This is a genomic window from Dechloromonas denitrificans, from assembly GCF_020510685.1.
GTDB lineage: Bacteria > Pseudomonadota > Gammaproteobacteria > Burkholderiales > Rhodocyclaceae > Azonexus > Azonexus denitrificans_A.
This window is the reverse complement of record NZ_CP075185.1, coordinates 4,025,805-4,044,317: the sequence shown is the minus strand read 5'-3', so window position 1 is coordinate 4,044,317 and position 18,513 is coordinate 4,025,805. Positions and strand designations below refer to the sequence as shown.

The window sequence follows — 18,513 nt, the reverse complement described above, 5'->3', positions numbered from 1 at the left end:
CGATGATCGTCCGCCCGCGGCCGCACTGGTTCTACCTGCTCTTCGTGCGCCGCGGTTCGCTGGTCCACCTGATCCTGGCCCAGCAAATCTTCGTCTTTACCGTTGCCTGTGCCGTGGTGGCGGCCCACGGCCATTTGCTGCACTGGAAAGTGCCGCTGACGGCCAGCCCGTTTTCGCTGATCGGGGTGGCCCTGGCGATCTTTCTCGGCTTTCGCATCAACGCCAGCTATGACCGCTACTGGGAAGCCCGCAAGCAGTGGGGGACGGTCCTCGTCGAAGTCCGCAACCTGGCCCGCAAGGCGCTGACCTGCGCCGGTCCGGCCGACCAGGCCCGGCCGTTCATCCTCGGCCTGATCGCCTTCGCTACCGTGCTGCGCAACCAGCTGCGCGACGATCCCCGCGAACGCGGACTGGCCGGGCTGTTGCCGGCGGAGGTCGTCGGCCAGGTCGTGCCGGCGCGCGGCGGGGCCAACCTGATCCTCCTCTGGCTGGCCCAATGGCTGCGGGTCAGGCGGCAAACCGGCGACCTCCAGCCGATCCTCGCCCAAAGCATGGAGCAGGGGCTCGACGCCCTGTCGGGGGCGCTCGGCGGCTGCGAGCGCATCGCCAATACGCCGCTGCCCTTCACCTACTCGGTGATCCTGCATCGGTCGTCCTACCTCTACTGCCTGCTGCTGCCCTTCGGCCTGGTCGATGCGATCGGCCTGATGACGCCGCTCATCGTCACCTTCGTCTCCTACACCTTCTTCGCCCTGGAGGCGCTGAGCGACGAGATCGAAGATCCCTTCGGCCGCATGCCCAACGACCTGGCGCTCGATGCCATCGTCGCCGGCATCGATGCCAGCCTGCGCGAAATGCTCGGCGAAACGCCGCCGCCGGCCCCGCTGCCCGACCAGAACTTCGTCCTCAACTAAAGGCTGTGCGCGGCCTGGCCAAGCTCGGCCAGCGATAGCCCGCCGAGATGCGGCAGGACCCGCCGGGCGCCGGCAAAATCCTGCCCGGCGGTGTATTCGCTGACCGTCACCACGGCAGCCAGCCCGGCACCCTGTGCGGCACGCAAGCCGTTGGCCGAATCCTCGATGGCCAGGCAGGCGGCGGCCGGCAACTGCAATTTTTCCAATACCCACAAATAGATGTCCGGGGCTGGTTTCTTGGCCGGCACGACATCGCCGGCCCCGATCACGGCGAACCAGCCGGCGGCATCCGAGCCGAGGCTGGCGCGGAGCAGGGCGTCGACATTGGCGGCCGAGGTGGTGGTGGCGATCGCCAGGCGGATGCTGGCCCGCCGGGCTTCGTCGATCAGGCGGGCGATGCCGGGCCGCAGCGCCACGCCGCCCCGGCCGACCAACTCGACGTAATGGGCCGTCTTGGCGGCGTGCACTTGGTGGACCAGCCGGTCGAAATCGGCCCGGGCGGCGACGGCCGGGGCGCAGTGTTCGGCGAAGTGGCGGATGCGTTCCTTGCCGCCGGTGATGTCGAGCAGGCGGCCGTACAACACCTCGTCCCAGTGCCAGTTCAGGCCGCATTCGGTAAAAGCCCGGTTGAAGGCCGGGCGATGGCCGTCGCGCTCGGTTTCGGCGAGCGTCCCGTCGACGTCGAAAATGATCGCTTGCAGTGGGTTCATGGCGAGCAACGATAACCAGGGAAGAGCGCCGGTTCCAGTCAGGAATAGTTAAGTCGGACTTAAGTGCATTACGCATTAAGTAAATGCTTATCGCGATAGTAAAAAATACTGACTATTGCTTAACTAACTATGGTCTTATCTTTGCAGGCATCGCGGTAAGGAAACCTGACAGGAGCCATCATGCAATTCGGACGAACCACGCTTTCCAAATTCGTCATCGAGCAAACGCGGCTGCAGCATGGCGAACTCGGTGCGCTGCTCATCGACGTCGCGGCCGCCGTCAAAACCATCTCGGCGATGGTCGCCAAGGGCGCGCTGAGCGGCAATCACGGCGCCCTCGACAGCACCAACATCCAGGGCGAGGTGCAGAAGAAGCTCGACGTGCTGACCAACGAGGCGATCCTGCGCCATTGCGAGTGGGGCGGCCAGCTGGCCGGCATGGCTTCGGAGGAAATGGACGACCCCTACCGGATCCCGGTCGAATATCCGCGCGGCCGCTACCTGCTGGTTTTCGACCCGCTCGACGGGTCGTCGAACAGCGACGTCAATGTCTCGGTCGGCACCATTTTCTCGATTTTCGCCCGGCCCGCCGTCGGCGATGCCGAACTGGCCGACTATCTGCGTCCCGGCCAGCAACAGGTGGCGGCCGGTTACGCCATCTACGGCCCGGCGACGATGATGGTGCTGACCCTCGGCAACGGCACGCACGGCTTCACGCTGGACCGCGAAAACGGCAATTTCATCCTCACCCATCCCGATATCCGGGTGCCGGAAGATACCCGCGAATTCGCCATCAACACCTCCAACGAGCGTTTCTGGGAGCCGCCGGTGCAGCGCTACGTCAGCGAATGCAAGGCCGGCCGGACCGGCGTGCGCGGCGTCGATTTCAACATGCGCTGGATCGCCTCGATGGTTGCCGAAGTGCACCGCATCCTGATCCGCGGCGGCATCTTCATGTACCCGAAGGACAGCAAGGACCCGGCCAAGCCCGGCCGCCTGCGCCTGCTCTACGAAGCCAACCCGATGGCGATGCTGATCGAGCAGGCGGGCGGCGCGGCGAGTACCGGCCGCCAGCGCATTCTCGAGGTGCAACCGGAAGCGTTGCATCAACGCGTGCCGGTCATCCTCGGGTCGAAAAATGAAGTGGAACGTTTGGCGCGTTATCACGTCGAATATGACGATGGCAGCGACCGCCCCTTCGTCTCGCCGCTGTTCGCCGAACGTTCGCTGTTCCGCGACGAAACGCGTAGCTGATTTCACAGTTAAGGGAGAGAGGCATGTCCGTCAAGCATCCGATCATTGCCATCACCGGCTCGTCCGGGGCCGGTACCAGCACGGTGATGCAGAGTTTTCAGCACATCTTTCGTCGCGAAGGCCTGAAGGCGCTGATTGTCGAGGGCGATTCCTTCCATCGCTACGACCGCATCGCGATGCGGGCGACGATGAAGGAGCAGGAGGAACTGGGCAATCGCAATTTCAGCCACTTCGGGCCGGAAGCCAACCTGCTCGACGATCTGCAGCGGCTTTTCGTCAGCTACGGCCAGAGCGGCGGCGGCAAGGTCCGTAAATACCTGCACGATGCCGGCGAAGCCGAGCCGTTCGCCCAGCCGCCGGGTACTTTCACACCCTGGCAGGAGATCGGCGAAGCGACCGACCTGCTGTTCTATGAAGGTCTGCACGGCGCCTATGCCGATGCGCAGGTCGACATCGCCAAGCAGGTCGATCTCTGCGTCGGCGTCGTGCCGACCATCAACCTCGAGTGGATCCAGAAGCTGCACCGCGACCAGAAGATGCGCGGCTATACGCAGGAGGCGGTGACCGACACCATCCTGCGCCGCATGCCGGATTACGTCAGCCATCTCTGTCCGCAGTTTTCGCGCACCCACGTCAATTTCCAGCGGGTGCCGATCGTCGATACCTCCAATCCCTTCATCGCCCGCGACATCCCGACGGCCGACGAAAGCATGGTGGTGATCCGCTTCGCCAACCCCAAGGGCATCGACTTCCAGTACCTGCTGGGCATCCTGCACGGTTCGATGCTGACCCGCCCGAACACGCTGGTGGTGCCCGGCGGCAAGATGGGCCTGGCCATGCAGATGATCTTCACGCCGATGGTGTTGCGCCTGATCGACCAGAAGCGCCGTGCCTGACCTGAAAAACAAGGAGAGAGACCATGAGTGAAAGCATTCCCCGCCGCAAACTGGCCAATGCCGTCCGCTTCCTGGCGGTGGACGCGGTCGAGAAGGCCAAGTCCGGCCATCCGGGCGCCCCGCTGGGCCTGGCCGACATCGCCGAAGTGCTGTGGCGGCACCACCTGAAACACAACCCCGGCAACCCGCAATGGGCCGACCGCGACCGTTTCGTGCTGTCGAACGGCCACGCCTCGATGCTGCTCTATGCACTGCTCCACCTGACCGGCTATGCGCTGAGTCTCGATGATCTGCGGAATTTCCGGCAGCTCGGCAGCAAGACCCCGGGCCACCCGGAATCCGGCCTGACGCCGGGTGTCGAAACGACCACCGGGCCGCTCGGCCAGGGTCTGGCCAACGCGGTCGGCATGGCGCTGACCGAAAAGCTGCTGGCGCAACAATTCAACCGCCCCGGCTACCCGGTGGTCGACCACCGGACCTGGGTTTTCGTCGGCGACGGCTGCCTGATGGAAGGGATCAGCCACGAAGCCAGCTCGCTGGCCGGCGTCTGGGGGCTGGACAAGCTGGTCTGCTTCTACGACGACAACGGGATCTCGATCGACGGCCATGTCGAAGGCTGGTTCCGCGACGACACGGCGGCCCGCTTCCGGGCCTATGGCTGGAATGTCATCGGGCCGATCGACGGACACGCAGCGAGCGCCGTCGAGGATGCCGTGGTTGCAGCCAAGGTCGGCAACGGCAAGCCGACGCTGATCATCTGTCGCACCACCATCGGCTGGGGTTCGCCGGCCAAGGCCGGGTCGCACGATGTACACGGGGCGCCGCTCGGCGAGGCCGAAAGCGCCGCCACCCGACTGGCCCTGGACTGGCCGTATGGCCCCTTCGAGGTGCCGGAGAGCATCCGCCAGGCCTGGGATGGCCGGGCCGCCGGCGCGGTCGCCGAAGGCAGCTGGAGCGACCTGTTCGCCCGCTATCGGGCCGACTTCCCCGAGCTGGCCGGCGATTTCGAACGGCGCATGCAGGGTGGCCTGCCGGCCAACTGGGCCGATATCCGGCGCCAGCTGCTGGCCCAGGCCGGCGAGCGCAAAGGCAGCGTGGCGACCCGCAAGTCGTCGCAGAACTGTCTCGACCTGCTGGTCGAGCGGGTCCCCGAACTGCTCGGCGGTTCGGCCGACCTGACCGGTTCCAACCTGACCGCCGGCAAGACTAGCCGGCCCTGGCACAGTACGCCGGCCGACCAGGTGCCCAACTACCTTTCGTATGGCGTGCGCGAATTCGGCATGGCGGCGATCATGAACGGCGTCGCCCAGCATCGCGGCCTGCTGCCGTATGGCGGCACCTTCGCGGTGTTCTCGGATTATTCGCGCAACGCGATCCGCATGAGCGCGCTGATGAAAAAGCGCGTCGTCCATGTGCTGACCCACGATTCGATCGGCCTCGGCGAAGACGGTCCGACCCATCAGCCGATCGAACACGCCAGCAGCCTGCGCCTGATTCCCGGCCTCGACGTCTGGCGGCCGTGCGACGAACTGGAAACGGCGGTCGCCTGGACGCTTGCCCTGGAGCGCCAGGACGGCCCGTCGGCACTCCTGCTGTCGCGCCAGAACCTGCCGCAGTACAGCGCCGCCAGCGGCACGACCGACGACATCCGGCGCGGCGGTTACATCCTTTCGGAAGTTGATGGCCCGCTGCAGGCGCTGATCATCGCCACCGGCTCCGAAGTGGCCCTGGCCATGCAGGCGCAGGCGGCCCTCAAGGCGCAGGGGGTGGCTGTCCGCGTCGTCTCGATGCCGTGCACGCGGCGTTTCGACCAGCAACCAGCGACCTGGAAGAAGCACGTGCTGCCCAGCGACGTCTGTCGGGTTGCCGTCGAGGCCGGGCATCCCGACCTGTGGCACAAGTACGTCGGGCTCGACGGCGAGGTGCTGGGTCTCGAGAGCTTCGGCGAATCCGCTCCGGCCCCGGCGGCCTACGAACACTTCGGTCTGACGGTGGGCAATCTGGTGCAGACTGTGTTGCGCACCATTGCCAGTTCCGGCGCCAACGACGGCGACGTTTAAGCGGTATCCACAGCTATTCATCAAGAATCAGGAGAATACCCATGACAATTCGCGTGGCAATCAACGGCTTTGGCCGGATCGGCAGGATGGTCCTGCGCGCCGTCGCCAGGGAAGCGGAGTTTTCGGACATCGAGATCGTCGGCATCAACGACCTGCTGGCGCCGGATTACCTGGCCTACCTGCTGAAGTTTGATTCGGTACACGGCAATTTTCCCGGCGAGATCAGCCTCGACGGCAGCAATCTGCAGGTCAGCGGCCACGCAATCCGGCTCAGCGCGGTCAAGGATCCGGCCGAACTGAAATGGGACGAGATCGGGGCCGATCTGGTGATCGAAGCGACCGGCCTGTTCCTGACCCAGGAGACCTGCGCCAAGCACCTTGCGGCGGGGGCGAAAAAGGTCATCCAGTCGGCGCCCGGCAAGGACGACACGCCGATGTTCGTGTACGGCGTCAATCATCAAAAGTATGCCGGCCAGGCCATCGTCTCGGCCGCTTCCTGCACCACCAACTGCCTGGCGCCAGTGGCCAAGGTGCTGCACGACAATTTCGGCATCAAGCGCGGCCTGATGAGCACCGTGCATGCCGCGACGGCTACCCAGAAAACGGTCGATGGCCCATCCGCCAAGGACTGGCGCGGTGGCCGCGGCATTCTCGAAAACATCATTCCGTCCTCGACCGGGGCCGCCAAGGCGGTCGGCAAGGTGATCCCGGAACTCGACAAGAAGCTGACCGGCATGGCCTTCCGCGTGCCGACTTCCGACGTTTCGGTGGTCGACCTGACCGTCGAGCTGGAAAAGCCGGCCTCCTACGAGGAAATCTGCCAGGCCATGCGGGCGGCCGCGACGGCCGGGCCGCTCAAGGGCGTTCTCGGCTATACCGACGAGAAAGTGGTATCGACCGATTTTCGCGGCTGCCGCACGCCGTCGATCTTCGATGCCGGTGCCGGTATCGCGCTCGACCCGACCTTCGTCAAGGTGGTCGCCTGGTACGACAACGAGTACGGCTACACCTGCAACATGCTGCGTTTCCTGCAGTACGCCGCCCGCTAGGCAATAGTTTCCCCGGCCGCTTGGCTGGCTGGGGACGCTGCCGCTTTCCCCTTGTTTATCGCTGGCTGGCCGTTTCGCCGATTCAGGCGGGGGGCGGCTGCACGCCTGATTTTCTGAAAGGTTCTTCCGATGGCACTGATTTCCCTGCGGCAACTGCTCGATCACGCCGCCGAACACGGCTACGGCCTGCCCGCCTTCAATGTCAACAACATGGAGCAGATCCAGGCCATCATGCAGGCCGCCGAGGCCTGCGCCAGCCCGGTCATCCTGCAGGCCTCGGCCGGGGCCCGCAAGTACGCCGGCGAGCCCTTCCTGCGCAAGCTGGTCGAGGCCGCCATCGAGCAATATCCGGATATTCCGGTCTGTCTGCACCAGGACCATGGCACTTCGCCGGCCGTCTGCCAGCAGTCGATGCGCAGCGGCTTTTCCAGCGTGATGATGGACGGCTCGCTGGGGACCGATGGTAAGACGCCGACCAGCTATGCCTACAACGTCGAGGTCACCGCCCGCGTCGTCGACATGGCCCATGTCATCGGTGTCTCGGTGGAGGGCGAACTGGGTTGCCTCGGTTCGCTGGAAACCGGCGAAGCGGGCGAGGAAGACGGCATCGGCGCGGCCGGCAAGCTAGCCCACGCGCAGCTGCTGACCGACCCCGACGAGGCCGCCGACTTCGTCGCCCGGACCGGCGTCGACGCGCTGGCCATCGCCATCGGCACCAGCCACGGCGCCTACAAGTTCAGCCGGCCGCCGACCGGCGACATCCTCGCCATCGACCGGATCAAGGCCATCCACGCCCGCATTCCGGGCACCCATCTGGTGATGCACGGCTCATCGTCAGTGCCGCAGGAATGGCTGGAGGTGATCCGCCGCCATGGTGGGCAGATCAAGGAAACCTATGGCGTGCCGGTCGAGGAGATCGTCCAGGGCATCAGGCATGGCGTGCGCAAGGTCAATATCGACACCGACATCCGGCTGGCGATGACCGGTGCGATGCGTCAGGCGATGGCCGAGAAGCCCGGCGAATTCGATCCGCGGGCCTTCCTCAAGGCCGCTGTCGCGGCGGCCCGCGGCATCTGCCTGGCGCGTTTCGAGGCCTTCGGCAGCGCCGGCCAGGCCAGCCGCATCAAGCCGCTGTCACTGGAAAAAATGGCCGCTGCCTATCGCTGATCCGGCAAGTTCCACGCTGCAGTACCTTGCGTTTGCGGCCCCGCAGTCAGGGGCCGTTTTTTTGCGCCGGGCCAGTGCTCAGAAATGGGCCGCTGACAGGAGCTTGAGTCCGAGGGCGATCATCACCCCGCCGGCCAGCCGGTCGATCCAGGATTTGTAGCGGAGATAGGCGCTGCGCGGGCGCTCGGATGCCAGGGCCAGTGCCACCAGCGAGTACCAGCCGACTTCGATGAGGAAGATCAGCGTGACCAGTGCGAGGTCGAAGGTCAGCGACTGCTCGGCCGGCAGGAAGGCGGCGAAGACGCTGGCGTAGACGATCGCCGTCTTCGGATTGCTGATCTGCGTCGTGAAGCCCAGGGCCAGCGCCAGCCTGGTCCGGGTCGCCGGGTGTTCGGCCAGGTTGCCGAGGCGCAGCGGACGCTGTGCGGCGCGCCAGATGCGGTAGCCGAGAAAAGCCAGATAGAGACCGCCGACCAGCTTGAGCCCCAGGTACAGGGACGGCACCGCGAGCAGCAGGGCATGCAGGCCGAGCAGTGCCGCCACGGCAAACACCACGCCGCCCGCGCCCATGCCGAAGGCCGCCGCCACGCCCTCCCGCCGGGACGTGCTGAGCGCCGTCCGGGCGACCATGACAAAGCTCGGACCGGGACTGACAATGCCGACGGTAAGTGCGGCGAGGATGGCGAGCAGGTGGGGGAGGTCTTGCATCGGTGAACTCAGGTTGGCGGCTGGTTTGGGGGCGCTAGGTCGCAATCTTGAAGCGCTTCGGGGGCTTGCCCTTGCCTGGATCGAAGGGCCCCCCGCCGGCCTTATTCAATCGAGACTCGCCTTCGCCCGGCCGACGTTCACGGCTTGGGAATTCGCAGCCGGCTGATCATCAGCGAGCCGGAGAGCGCGAAGGTCAGGACGAAGGGATGCAAGGTGAAGCCGGCCAGCTTCAGTTCGCCGAACCACAGGGCGTCCCGGACGGCGCCGGTCGAGGCGGCAACGAACAGCAGGCCGACGATCAGCAGCGATGTCGGTATCGGCGTGCCTTCGAAGTACTTGACCTTGTCGCCGCCCCCGGAAAGCTCTTCTGCCGTGACGTTGTAGCGGGCCAGCCGCGAGACGCCGCAGGCGACGAAATAGCACAGGATGATGCGGTCGTACAGGCCGTTCATGCCCAATGCGTAGCCCATGATGGCCGGGGCGACGCCGAAGGAGATGACGTCGGCCAGGGAGTCGAGTTCCCGGCCCATCGCCGAGGTTTTTTGCCGCCAGCGGGCGATCCGGCCATCCAGCACATCGAAGATCAGGGCCGCCAGCAGCAGGCCGCAGGCAAAGTAGATGTGCCGGATATCGCCGAGCTGCAGGTAGCTCATCGTCGAAAACAGCGCGCCGATGCCGCTGATGGCGTTGCCGAGCGTGAACCAGTCGGCCAGATGGAATTCGCGAATCATTGAAAAGGGCTTCGGTTTGCCAGTGTTGGTCATTGGGGGCCTGGATGAAGTGATTTCTACGTGTTTTCGGGATGTTCGGCGCCAAAAAGCGAAAGCCGCCCGTGGGCGGCTGGCGTCATTCGGCGTTGGCGGAGGCTTATTTGACGATCTGGTTGAGTTCGCCCTTGGCGTAACGCTCGGCCATCTTTTCCAGCGGGATGACCTTGATCTGGCTGGCGCGGCCGGCGCAGCCGAAGGCTTCGAAGCGGGCCAGACAGATTTTCTTGGCCGCTTCGCGGGCCGGCTTGAGGTAGTCGCGCGGATCGAACTTGGTCGGGTTCTCGACCAGGTAGCGGCGCACGGCGCCGGTCATTGCCAGGCGGATGTCGGTGTCGATATTGACCTTGCGGACGCCGTGGGCGATGCCCTTGACGATTTCCTCGACCGGCACGCCATAGGTTTCCTTCATGTCGCCGCCGAATTCGCGGATCTCGGCGAGCAGTTCCTGCGGCACGCTGGAGGAGCCGTGCATGACCAGGTGGGTGTTCGGGATGCGGGCGTGGATTTCCTTGATGCGGTCGATAGCCAGGATGTCGCCGGTCGGCCGCTTGGTGAACTTGTAGGCGCCGTGGCTGGTGCCGATGGCGATGGCCAGCGCGTCGCAGTTGGTCTGCTTGACGAAGTCGGCGGCCTGGTCCGGGTCGGTCAGCAGCTGTTCGCGGGTCATGTGACCGTCGGCGCCGTGGCCGTCTTCCTTGTCGCCCTTCATGGTTTCCAGCGAACCGAGCACACCCAGTTCGGCTTCGACCGAGACGCCGATGGCGTGGGCGAACTTGACCGTTTCACGGGAGACGGCGACGTTGTATTCGTAGGAGGAAGTGGTCTTGCCGTCGGCTTCCAGCGAGCCGTCCATCATCACCGAGGTGAAGCCGGAGCGGATGGCGCCCATGCAGACGGCCGGGCTTTGTCCGTGGTCCTGGTGCATGACGATGGGCAGGTGCGGGTAGGCTTCCAGCGCGGCCAGGATCTGATGGCGCAGGAAGGGCTCGCCGGCGTATTTGCGGGCACCGGCCGAGGCCTGCATGATGACCGGTGCGTCGATCTGGCTGGCGGCTTCGCAGATGGCCCAGACCTGTTCCATGTTATTGACGTTGAAAGCGGGTAGACCGTAGCCATTTTCGGCGGCATGGTCGAGTAGTTGGCGCATGGATACGAGTGGCATGGGAACTCCTGTTCGATAACGTGTTGGTTTAACTTCTTATTCTATACGGCTAGCCGGCCTGATGCTCGCCGACGCGGACAATCTTCAGGGTATTGGTGCCGCCGGTCGAACCGATCGGCTCGCCGATGGTCAGGGCGATCAGGTCGCCCTTGGCTACGACACCGCGATCGATCAGGAGTTGCTCGGCTTCGGCCAGCAACAGGTCGCGGTCGGTATGCTGCTGCATCATCGGCAGCGGGCAGACGCCGCGGTAGAGCACCATGTGGCCGACCGATTCGGCGTCCGGGGTGAGCGCGTAAATCGGCACGCCGCAGTTCAGGCGGCTCATCCACAACGCGGTCGAGCCGGACTGGGTCAGCGCCGCGATGGCCTTGACCTTGAGGTGATGCGCCGTCCAGATGGCGGCCATGGCAATCGACTGGTCGATGCGGGTGAACACCCGATCGAGGAATTCGCGGTCGAGCGTCACTTCGGCCGAGCGTTCGGCCTCGACGCAGATGCGCGCCATCGACTCGACGGTTTCGACCGGGTACTGGCCGGCGGCGGTCTCGGCCGAGAGCATCACGGCATCGGTGCCGTCGAGTACGGCATTGGCCACGTCGGAGACTTCGGCACGGGTCGGCACCGGCGAGAGGATCATCGATTCCATCATCTGGGTGGCGGTGATGGTCAGCTTGTTCTTGTCGCGCGCCATGCGGATCATCTTCTTTTGCAGCGCCGGTACCGTGGCATCGCCGACTTCGACCGCCAGATCGCCGCGCGCCACCATGATGCCGTCCGAGGCATCGAGGATTTCCGCCAGATTGGTGATCGCTTCGACCCGCTCGATCTTGGCGATTAGCACGGCGCTGCTGCCGGCGGCGCGCAGCAACTGGCGGGCCATGTACATGTCGGAAGCGCTTTTCGGGAAGGAGACGGCGACGAAATCGACGCCGATCAGCGCTGCCGTCTTGATGTCGTCCATGTCCTTGGCAGTCAGCGCCGGCGCGGTCAGGCCGCCGCCCTGGCGGTTGATGCCCTTGTTGTTGGAGAGCACGCCGCCGACCAGCACGCGGGTGTGGATCTCGTGGCCGCGCACGGCGGTCACTTCCAGTTTCAGGCGGCCATCGTCGAGCAGCAGGATGTCGCCGTTCACCACGTCTTTCGGCAGATCCTTGTAGTCGAGACCGACGCGCTCCTGGCTGCCGAGCGGGCATAGGGCGTCGAGGATGAAGCTTTCGCCGACGACCAGCGTGATCTTGTTGTCGGCAAACTTGCCGACGCGAATCTTCGGGCCTTGCAGATCGCCGAGGATGCCGATCGTCCGGCCGAGCTTGGCGGCCGCGGCGCGAATGCCGGCGGCGCGCGCCTGGTGGTCTTCGGCCGTGCCGTGCGAAAAATTCATCCGGACGACATCGACGCCGGCCTGCACCATGCGTTCCAGAACCTCCGGTGTCGACGAGGCGGGGCCGAGGGTGGCAACGATTTTTGTATGGCGCAGCATGATGTCTCTTCCCTGTTTCTAATTGTGAACGGGTATTGCAGTGCGGGCCACGGCATTGCCGCAGCCCATTATTTCAACTTATTTTGCGGCGCGTTCTTCGAGTACGGCGATGGCCGGTAGTGTCTTGCCTTCGAGGAATTCCAGGAAGGCGCCGCCGCCGGTCGAGATGTAGCCGACGTCGTCGGCGATGTTGAACTTGGCGATGGCGGCCAGCGTGTCGCCGCCTCCGGCGATCGAGAAGGCTTCGGAGTGGGCGATGGCGGAAGCCAGCATTTTGGTGCCGCCGGCGAACTGCGGCAGCTCGAAGACGCCGACCGGGCCGTTCCAGACGATGGTGCCGGCATTGGCGATGATTTCCGACAGTTTGGCGGCACTCTTCGGGCCGATGTCGAGAATGCGGTCGTTGGCGTGCACGTCGTCGACCGGGATCTTGTTGGCGCGGGCCAGAGCCGAGACTTCGTCGGCGACCACGACATCGGTCGGCAGCGGCACTTCGGCGCCGCGTTCCTTCATGATGTCCATGATGACGTGGGCTTCCTTGACCAGGTCGGGTTCGGCCAGCGAGTGGCCGATGCGCTTGCCGTCGGCGAGCAGGAAGGTGTTGGCGATGCCGCCGCCGACGATCAGCTGGTCGACCTTGCTGGCCAGCGACTTGAGAATGGTCAGCTTGGAGGACACCTTGGAGCCGCCGACGATGGCCACGAGCGGGCGCTTCGGGTTGGTCAGGGCCTTGGTCAGGGCGTCGATTTCGGCGCCCATCAGCATGCCGGCGCAGGCCACCGGGGCGAACCTGGCGATGCCGTGGGTGGTCGCTTCGGCACGGTGGGCGGTGCCGAAGGCATCATTGACGTAGATGTCGCACAGCTTGGCCATTTTCTGGGCCAGTTCTTCGTTGTTCTTCTTTTCGCCCTTGTTGACGCGGCAGTTTTCGAGCAGCACGACTTCGCCCGGCTTGACCTCGAAGCCGCCATCGACCCAGTCGGCGATCAGGCGCACCGGGACGTGCAGCATCTGGCCGAGGCGCACGGCGACCGGGGTCAGGCTGTCTTCATGGCGCAGTTCGCCTTCGGTCGGCCGGCCGAGGTGGGAGGTGACCATGACGGCGGCGCCCTTTTCCAGGCAATACTTGATCGACGGCAGCGAGGCGCGGATGCGGGTGTCCTCGGTGATGTTGCCGGCTTCGTCCTGCGGTACGTTCAAGTCGGCGCGGATGAACACGCGCTTGCCGGAAACATCGAGGTCGGTGAGTTTGATGACGTTCATGGTTATCTCCAGAGTTTGAGTTTAGTTATTCGGGTTTGGGCCAGTGGCGCGACCAGTGCTTGGCGACTTCCAGCATCCGGTTGGCGAAACCCCATTCGTTGTCGAACCAGACGAACAGGTTGACCAGGTGCGTCCCGGCGGTGCGCGTCTGACTGCCATCGACAATAGCCGAATGCGGGTCGTGATTGAAGTCGATCGAAGCGTGGGCGGCCTCGGAATAGGCCACCAGCCGCTTCAGCGGGCCACGCGCCGCCTCGGCCAGCAGCAGGTTGATGCTGTGGGCGGAAACCGGGCGCTGGGTGCTGACCGTCAGGTCGATGGCCGAGACGTTCAGGGTCGGGACGCGGATCGCCTTGGCCTGGACGCGGCCGGTCAGTTGCGGCAGCAGGCGCTCGACGCCGCGGGCCAGGCCGGTGGACACCGGAATGATCGACTGCATGGCGGAGCGGGTGCGGCGCAGATCGTCGTGGTGGTAACCGTCGATCAGCGGCTGATCGTTCATCGCCGAATGCAGCGTGCTCAGCAGCACCTGGTCGATGCCGACTTCGCGGTCGAGCAGGTCGAGCACCGGGACGATGGCGTTGGTCGTGCAGGAGGCGGCCGAGACCAGGCGCTCGCTGCCGTTCAGGCTGTTCTGGTTGATGCCGTTGACGATCGTCGCATCGACATCGTCGGCGCTGAAGCCGGGGTGGGACAGCAGCAGGCGCGGACAGCCGGCGGCAAGAAAGCGCGACAGGTCGGCGCGTTGGCCGTAGGCGCCGGAGCATTCAATCAGCAGGTCGATTTCGTGACCGTACCAATCGACATCTTCCGGCCTCCGGGCGTGATCAACGGTAATCGTTTGGCCGTTGATCAGCAGGCAGTTTTCACCCGTTTCCACTTGGCCGGTAAAGCGGCCGTGCGTCGAATCGAAGCGAGTCAGATAGGCCATGCTCTCCAGGTTGGCTGGTTCGTTGATGGCGACGATCAGGAAATTGTTTTTTTCCGGAGATTCGAGCAGGGCTCTCAGGAAACAGCGGCCGATACGACCGTAACCATTGATCGCGAGGCGAAGGGGTCGATTGAGGCCGGTCACGCATGCCAGTGAGAAGTAATTGAAGCGAGAGATTTTACAGGGTTGCGAGCGGAAATTCGATTTTTGTCGGGGCGGCAAAAGACTGCCGGTAGGGCCGGCAGGAGATGCCGGATGGAAATGGCAATTTTGCCGGTTCGCGGCGTGGGAAGGCGAATTAGCAACTTGGTGCGGAATTTGCAGTGCTTTAGATATTTGCTCTGGAGTAAATCATGAAAGTCGTTTTGGGACTGAATAGCGAATTGACCGCCCATTTGCGCAACGTCAGCCAGAAGTCGTCGGCCGGCGATTTTTCCGCGATATTCGGGCGAGCCATCGAAGCCGGCAGCGCCGGCCAGTCGGTGCAGGTGGCCGCTTCTACGGCGAGTGCTACTGGTAGCAGCAGCGCAGATGCGGCGCAAACGACGGTTGCGGTCAGCGCGCGGGACAAGCTGCTGGCCGATCTCGACGACTATCTGAAGAAGACGCCGGCCGAACACATGCGCGATGCAATCATGGCTGAATTGGGCATAACGGAAGAAGATCTGAAAGCCATGCCGCCGGAGAAGCAGGCGGCGGTCGAGGCTGAGATCAGCAAGCGGATTCAGGAAAGAATGGTAGGCCGCGATGAAAGCCCGGATGCCGAGGCGGACCGGCAATTGTCGGCCAGTACGGTGATCGGTACCGTCGCTGCGGCGGCTACAGCCGCGGCAACGGCCACCTCGGGTGCGGCCGGCGCGTTTGTCGCGTCGCTATTTGCCGGCAAGAGCTGAGGGGCGGGAATTTCCCGAGCCGGCCAGGGCTCCGCGGCGAGCGGCCGACGGTAAGGAGAAGCGGCGCGCGGAATTCAAGGGCGGCCCTTCGTTCCACTTTTACGTATCGGGCACCGCGCGTTTCGCGGCGCCAATACGACTTGCCCCGCCGGAGCGGGGCAAGACAGCGTCATCCGAACAGCCGGAATTACTTGGCGTTCATCCAGGCGCGGGCGGCATCGAGCATGCGGCAGGAATAGCCCCACTCGTTGTCGTACCAGGCCAGCACCTTGACCAGGTTGCCGTCCATGACGCGGGTCTGGGTGGCATCGAAGGTCGACGAAGCCGGGTCGTGGTTGAAGTCGGAGGAGACCAGCGGGTCGTTGTTGACAGCCAGCACGCCCTTCAGCGCGCCTTGCGAAGCGGCGGTCATCAGCTCGTTGATTTCTTCCTTGGTGGTCGGCCGTTCGGCGGTGAAGGTCAGGTCGACCAGCGAAACGTTGATCGTCGGAACGCGCAGCGCGAAACCATCGACCCGGCCTTTCAGGGCCGGCAGCACGAGGCCGACAGCCTTGGCGGCGCCGGTCTTGGTCGGGATGATGTTCTGCGCACCGGCGCGGGCCCGGCGCAGATCCTTGTGGCGCACGTCGACCAGCACCTGGTCGTTGGTGTAGGCGTGGATCGTCGTCATCAAACCCTTCTTGATGCCGATGTTGTCCTGCAGCACCTTGGCCACCGGAGCCAGGCAGTTGGTCGTGCACGAGGCGTTGGAAACGACGGTCATCTGCTGGGTCAGCAGGTTGTCGTTGACGCCATAAACGATGGTTGCATCGACGTCGTCGCCGCCCGGGGCGGAAATCAGCACGCGCTTGGCGCCCTGGTCGAGCAGCGCCTGGGCCTTGGCCTTCGAGGTGTAGGAGCCGGTGCATTCGAGCAGCACGTCGACGCCGTGCTCGGCCCAGTTGATGTCCTTCGGATTCTTGGTGGAATAGAAGGGGATGCGCTTGCCGTTGATGATGATGGTGTTTTCGCCATCCGTTTCGACCGGGGTGCGGAAACGACCGTGCGTCGTATCGTACTTGGTCAGGTGGGCATTGGTCTGAAGGTCGCCGGAAGCATTGATCGCGACGATTTCGAATTCGTTCTCCAGACCCAGTTCGTAAATGGCGCGCAGCGTGCAGCGACCGATCCGACCATACCCGTTGATACCGACCTTGATAGCCATGAAACCTCTCCTCTAAATGAAACCGTTAAAAATCAGGACAGCAGCGCCTTGGCCGTGTTCACCACGTTGCCGACCGTAAAGCCGAACATCTCGAACAACTGGTTGGCCGGGGCGGATTCGCCGAAGCGGTCGATGCCGATCACGGCGCCGTGCAGGCCGACATACTTGCGCCAGAAATCGGGGTGGGCCGCTTCGATGGCGATGCGCTTCTTGCAACCGCCGAGGACGGCAGTCTTGTAGTCGGCGCTCTGGCGATCGAAGACATTGGTACAGGGCATCGAGACGACGCGGGCGGCGATGCCTTCGCCGGCCAGCGCAGCCTGGGCATCGAGGGCCAGCTTGATTTCGGAGCCGGTGGCGATCAGCGTGATCTGGGCTTCGCCGTCGGCCTCGGAGAGCACGTAGCCGCCCTTGCGGATGTTCTCGTCGGAGACGGCGGCGGTAACGGTTGGCAGGTTCTGGCGCGACAGGGCCAGAACGCTCGGGCCGTCGGCGCGGTCGATGGCGGCCGTCCAGGCAATCGCCGTTTCGGTCGCGTCGGCCGGACGCCAGACATCCAGGTTCGGGATGATGCGCAGGCTGGGGATGTGCTCGACCGGCTGGTGCGTCGGGCCGTCTTCGCCGAGGCCGATGGAGTCATGGGTGTACACCATGATCTGCCGTTGTTTCATCAGCGCCGCCATGCGGATGGCGTTACGGGCATAGTCGGAGAAGACCAGGAAGGTCGCGGTGTAGGGCACCAGGCCGCCGTGCAGCGCCAGGCCGTTGGCGATCGCCGTCATGCCGAATTCGCGGACGCCGTAGTAGCAGTAGTTGCCGCCTTCCGTCTTGGTGACGCCCTTGCTGCCCTTGACGAAAGTCAGGTTGGAACCGGCCAGGTCGGCCGAGCCGCCGAAGATTTCCGGCACGGCCGGGACCAGCGCGGTGATGGCGTTCTGCGAAGCCTTGCGGGTCGCGATGTTCTCGGCCTTGGCGCGGCAGCTGGCGATGTAGTCGGTCTTGGTGGCTTCCCAGCTGGCCGGCAGTTGGCGCTTGATGACGCGCCGTTCGAACTCGGCGGCTTCGGCCGGGAAGGCAGCCTGGTAGGCCGCGAAGCGGGTCGTCCAGTTCTCTTCGAAGATGGCGCCGCGCGGCTTGCCGTTCCAGGCTGCGTAGACGTCGCCCGGGATTTCGAAGGGGGCGTGGTTCCAGCCGATGTAGGCGCGGGCCGCGGCGATTTCGTCCTTGCCGAGCGGGGCGCCATGGCAGTCGTGGCTGCCCTGCTTGTTCGGGGCACCCATGCCGATGGTCGTCTTGCAGCAGATCAGGCTGGGCTTGTCGGTCACAGCCTTGGCGGCGAGCAGGGCGCGTTCGATGGCGTCGCTGTCATGGCCGTCGACGTCGGCGATGACGTGCCAGCCGTAGGCGGCGAAGCGGCCCGGCGTGTTGTCGGTGAACCAGCCTTCGACATGGCCGTCGATCGAGATGCCGTTATCGTCCCAGAAGGCGATCAGCTTGCCGAGGCCGAGCGTGCCGGCCAGCGAGCAGGCTTCGTGCGAAACGCCTTCCATCAGGCAGCCGTCGCCGAGGAAGACATAGGTGTGGTGATTGACGATCTCGTGGCCGGGCTTGTTGAACTCGGCGGCGAGAACGTGTTCGGCGAGCGCGAAGCCGACGGCGTTGGTGATGCCCTGGCCGAGCGGCCCGGTCGTCGTTTCGATCCCGGCGGTGTAGCCGAATTCCGGGTGGCCCGGGGTCTTTGCGTGCAGCTGGCGGAAATTCTTCAGGTCGTCGATCGACAGGTCGTAGCCGGTCAGGTGGAGCAGCGCATAGACCAGCATCGAGCCGTGTCCGTTCGACATCACGAAACGGTCGCGGTCCGGCCAGTGCGGGTTGGCCGGGTTGTGGCGCAGCTGGCGGCGCCAGAGCACTTCAGCAATTTCGGCCATGCCCATCGGCGCGCCGGGGTGGCCGGAATTGGCCTGCTGCACGGCATCCATGGCCAGGGCGCGGATGGCACCGGTCAGGGGAGAAAACTTGCGGGGGGTGCTGACGCTCATGATCCGGAAT

Annotated in this window: 16 protein-coding genes; 7 read left to right on the top strand and 9 right to left on the bottom strand. The window is 64.7% G+C overall.

The features are described from left to right. Positions 1-2: 2 nt before the first annotated feature. Positions 3-914, top strand: a complete 912-nt coding sequence (locus KI611_RS19280) for a bestrophin family protein (RefSeq protein WP_226417265.1) — start codon at positions 3-5, stop codon at positions 912-914. Here KI611_RS19280 and KI611_RS19275 read toward each other — a convergent pair. Beyond that, positions 911-1,624, bottom strand: a complete 714-nt coding sequence (locus KI611_RS19275) for an HAD family hydrolase (RefSeq protein ID WP_226417264.1) — start codon at positions 1,622-1,624, stop codon at positions 911-913. The two genes, KI611_RS19280 and KI611_RS19275, sit on opposite strands and share 4 nt — an antisense overlap. Positions 1,625-1,804: 180 nt before the next feature. On the opposite strand from KI611_RS19275, the gene KI611_RS19270 reads away from it, so the two are divergent. The 5 genes from KI611_RS19270 to fba (KI611_RS19250) all read left to right on the top strand — a co-directional run bounded on the left by KI611_RS19270 (position 1,805) and on the right by fba (KI611_RS19250) (position 8,050). Continuing rightward, positions 1,805-2,878 carry a class 1 fructose-bisphosphatase gene (locus KI611_RS19270; RefSeq protein WP_226417263.1) on the top strand — a complete coding sequence of 358 codons (1,074 nt, stop codon included), beginning with the start codon at positions 1,805-1,807 and terminating at the stop codon, positions 2,876-2,878. Positions 2,879-2,901: 23 nt separating this feature from the next. Further along, positions 2,902-3,774: a phosphoribulokinase gene (locus KI611_RS19265; protein WP_226417262.1), complete on the top strand. Its 873-nt coding sequence runs from the start codon at positions 2,902-2,904 to the stop codon at positions 3,772-3,774. Between the two features lie 23 nt (positions 3,775-3,797). Beyond that, positions 3,798-5,834: a transketolase gene (gene tkt / locus KI611_RS19260; RefSeq protein WP_226417261.1), complete on the top strand. Its 2,037-nt coding sequence runs from the start codon at positions 3,798-3,800 to the stop codon at positions 5,832-5,834. A 41-nt stretch (positions 5,835-5,875) separates the two neighbouring features. Further along, positions 5,876-6,883 carry a type I glyceraldehyde-3-phosphate dehydrogenase gene (gene gap / locus KI611_RS19255; RefSeq protein ID WP_226417260.1) on the top strand — a complete coding sequence of 336 codons (1,008 nt, stop codon included), beginning with the start codon at positions 5,876-5,878 and terminating at the stop codon, positions 6,881-6,883. Positions 6,884-7,012: 129 nt separating this feature from the next. Further along, positions 7,013-8,050 (top strand): class II fructose-bisphosphate aldolase, encoded by a 1,038-nt coding sequence (gene fba, locus KI611_RS19250; RefSeq protein WP_226417259.1) that lies wholly within the window; start codon positions 7,013-7,015, stop codon positions 8,048-8,050. Between the two features lie 78 nt (positions 8,051-8,128). Here fba (KI611_RS19250) and KI611_RS19245 read toward each other — a convergent pair whose 3' ends face one another. From KI611_RS19245 to KI611_RS19220, 6 genes are all read right to left on the bottom strand, one after another. After that, positions 8,129-8,758 (bottom strand): LysE family translocator, encoded by a 630-nt coding sequence (locus KI611_RS19245; protein ID WP_226417258.1) that lies wholly within the window; start codon positions 8,756-8,758, stop codon positions 8,129-8,131. Positions 8,759-8,895: 137 nt separating this feature from the next. Continuing rightward, entirely contained in the window at positions 8,896-9,489 is a 594-nt protein-coding gene (pssA, locus tag KI611_RS19240; protein WP_226417257.1) for a CDP-diacylglycerol--serine O-phosphatidyltransferase, read from the bottom strand. Between the two features lie 136 nt (positions 9,490-9,625). Next, a complete protein-coding gene (fba, locus tag KI611_RS19235; protein WP_226417256.1) occupies positions 9,626-10,690 on the bottom strand; it encodes a class II fructose-bisphosphate aldolase in 1,065 nt (354 codons plus the stop codon). 49 nt (positions 10,691-10,739) lie between these two features. After that, positions 10,740-12,173, bottom strand: a complete 1,434-nt coding sequence (gene pyk / locus KI611_RS19230) for a pyruvate kinase (RefSeq protein WP_226417255.1) — start codon at positions 12,171-12,173, stop codon at positions 10,740-10,742. Positions 12,174-12,251: 78 nt separating this feature from the next. Then, entirely contained in the window at positions 12,252-13,436 is a 1,185-nt protein-coding gene (locus KI611_RS19225) for a phosphoglycerate kinase (protein WP_226417254.1), read from the bottom strand. Positions 13,437-13,461: 25 nt separating this feature from the next. Then, on the bottom strand, positions 13,462-14,511 hold the full coding sequence (locus KI611_RS19220) for a type I glyceraldehyde-3-phosphate dehydrogenase (RefSeq protein ID WP_226417253.1): 1,050 nt from the start codon (positions 14,509-14,511) through the stop codon (positions 13,462-13,464). Between the two features lie 209 nt (positions 14,512-14,720). On the opposite strand from KI611_RS19220, the gene KI611_RS19215 reads away from it, so the two are divergent. Continuing rightward, on the top strand, positions 14,721-15,260 hold the full coding sequence (locus KI611_RS19215) for a hypothetical protein (protein WP_226417252.1): 540 nt from the start codon (positions 14,721-14,723) through the stop codon (positions 15,258-15,260). A gap of 187 nt (positions 15,261-15,447) precedes the next feature. On the opposite strand, the gene gap (KI611_RS19210) is transcribed toward KI611_RS19215, so the two are convergent. Next, the gene (gene gap / locus KI611_RS19210) at positions 15,448-16,464 is read right to left on the bottom strand and encodes a type I glyceraldehyde-3-phosphate dehydrogenase (RefSeq protein WP_226417251.1); all 1,017 of its coding nucleotides are present in this window, start codon (positions 16,462-16,464) and stop codon (positions 15,448-15,450) included. Positions 16,465-16,496: 32 nt separating this feature from the next. Further along, on the bottom strand, positions 16,497-18,503 hold the full coding sequence (tkt, locus tag KI611_RS19205; protein WP_226417250.1) for a transketolase: 2,007 nt from the start codon (positions 18,501-18,503) through the stop codon (positions 16,497-16,499). Positions 18,504-18,513: the final 10 nt, after the last annotated feature.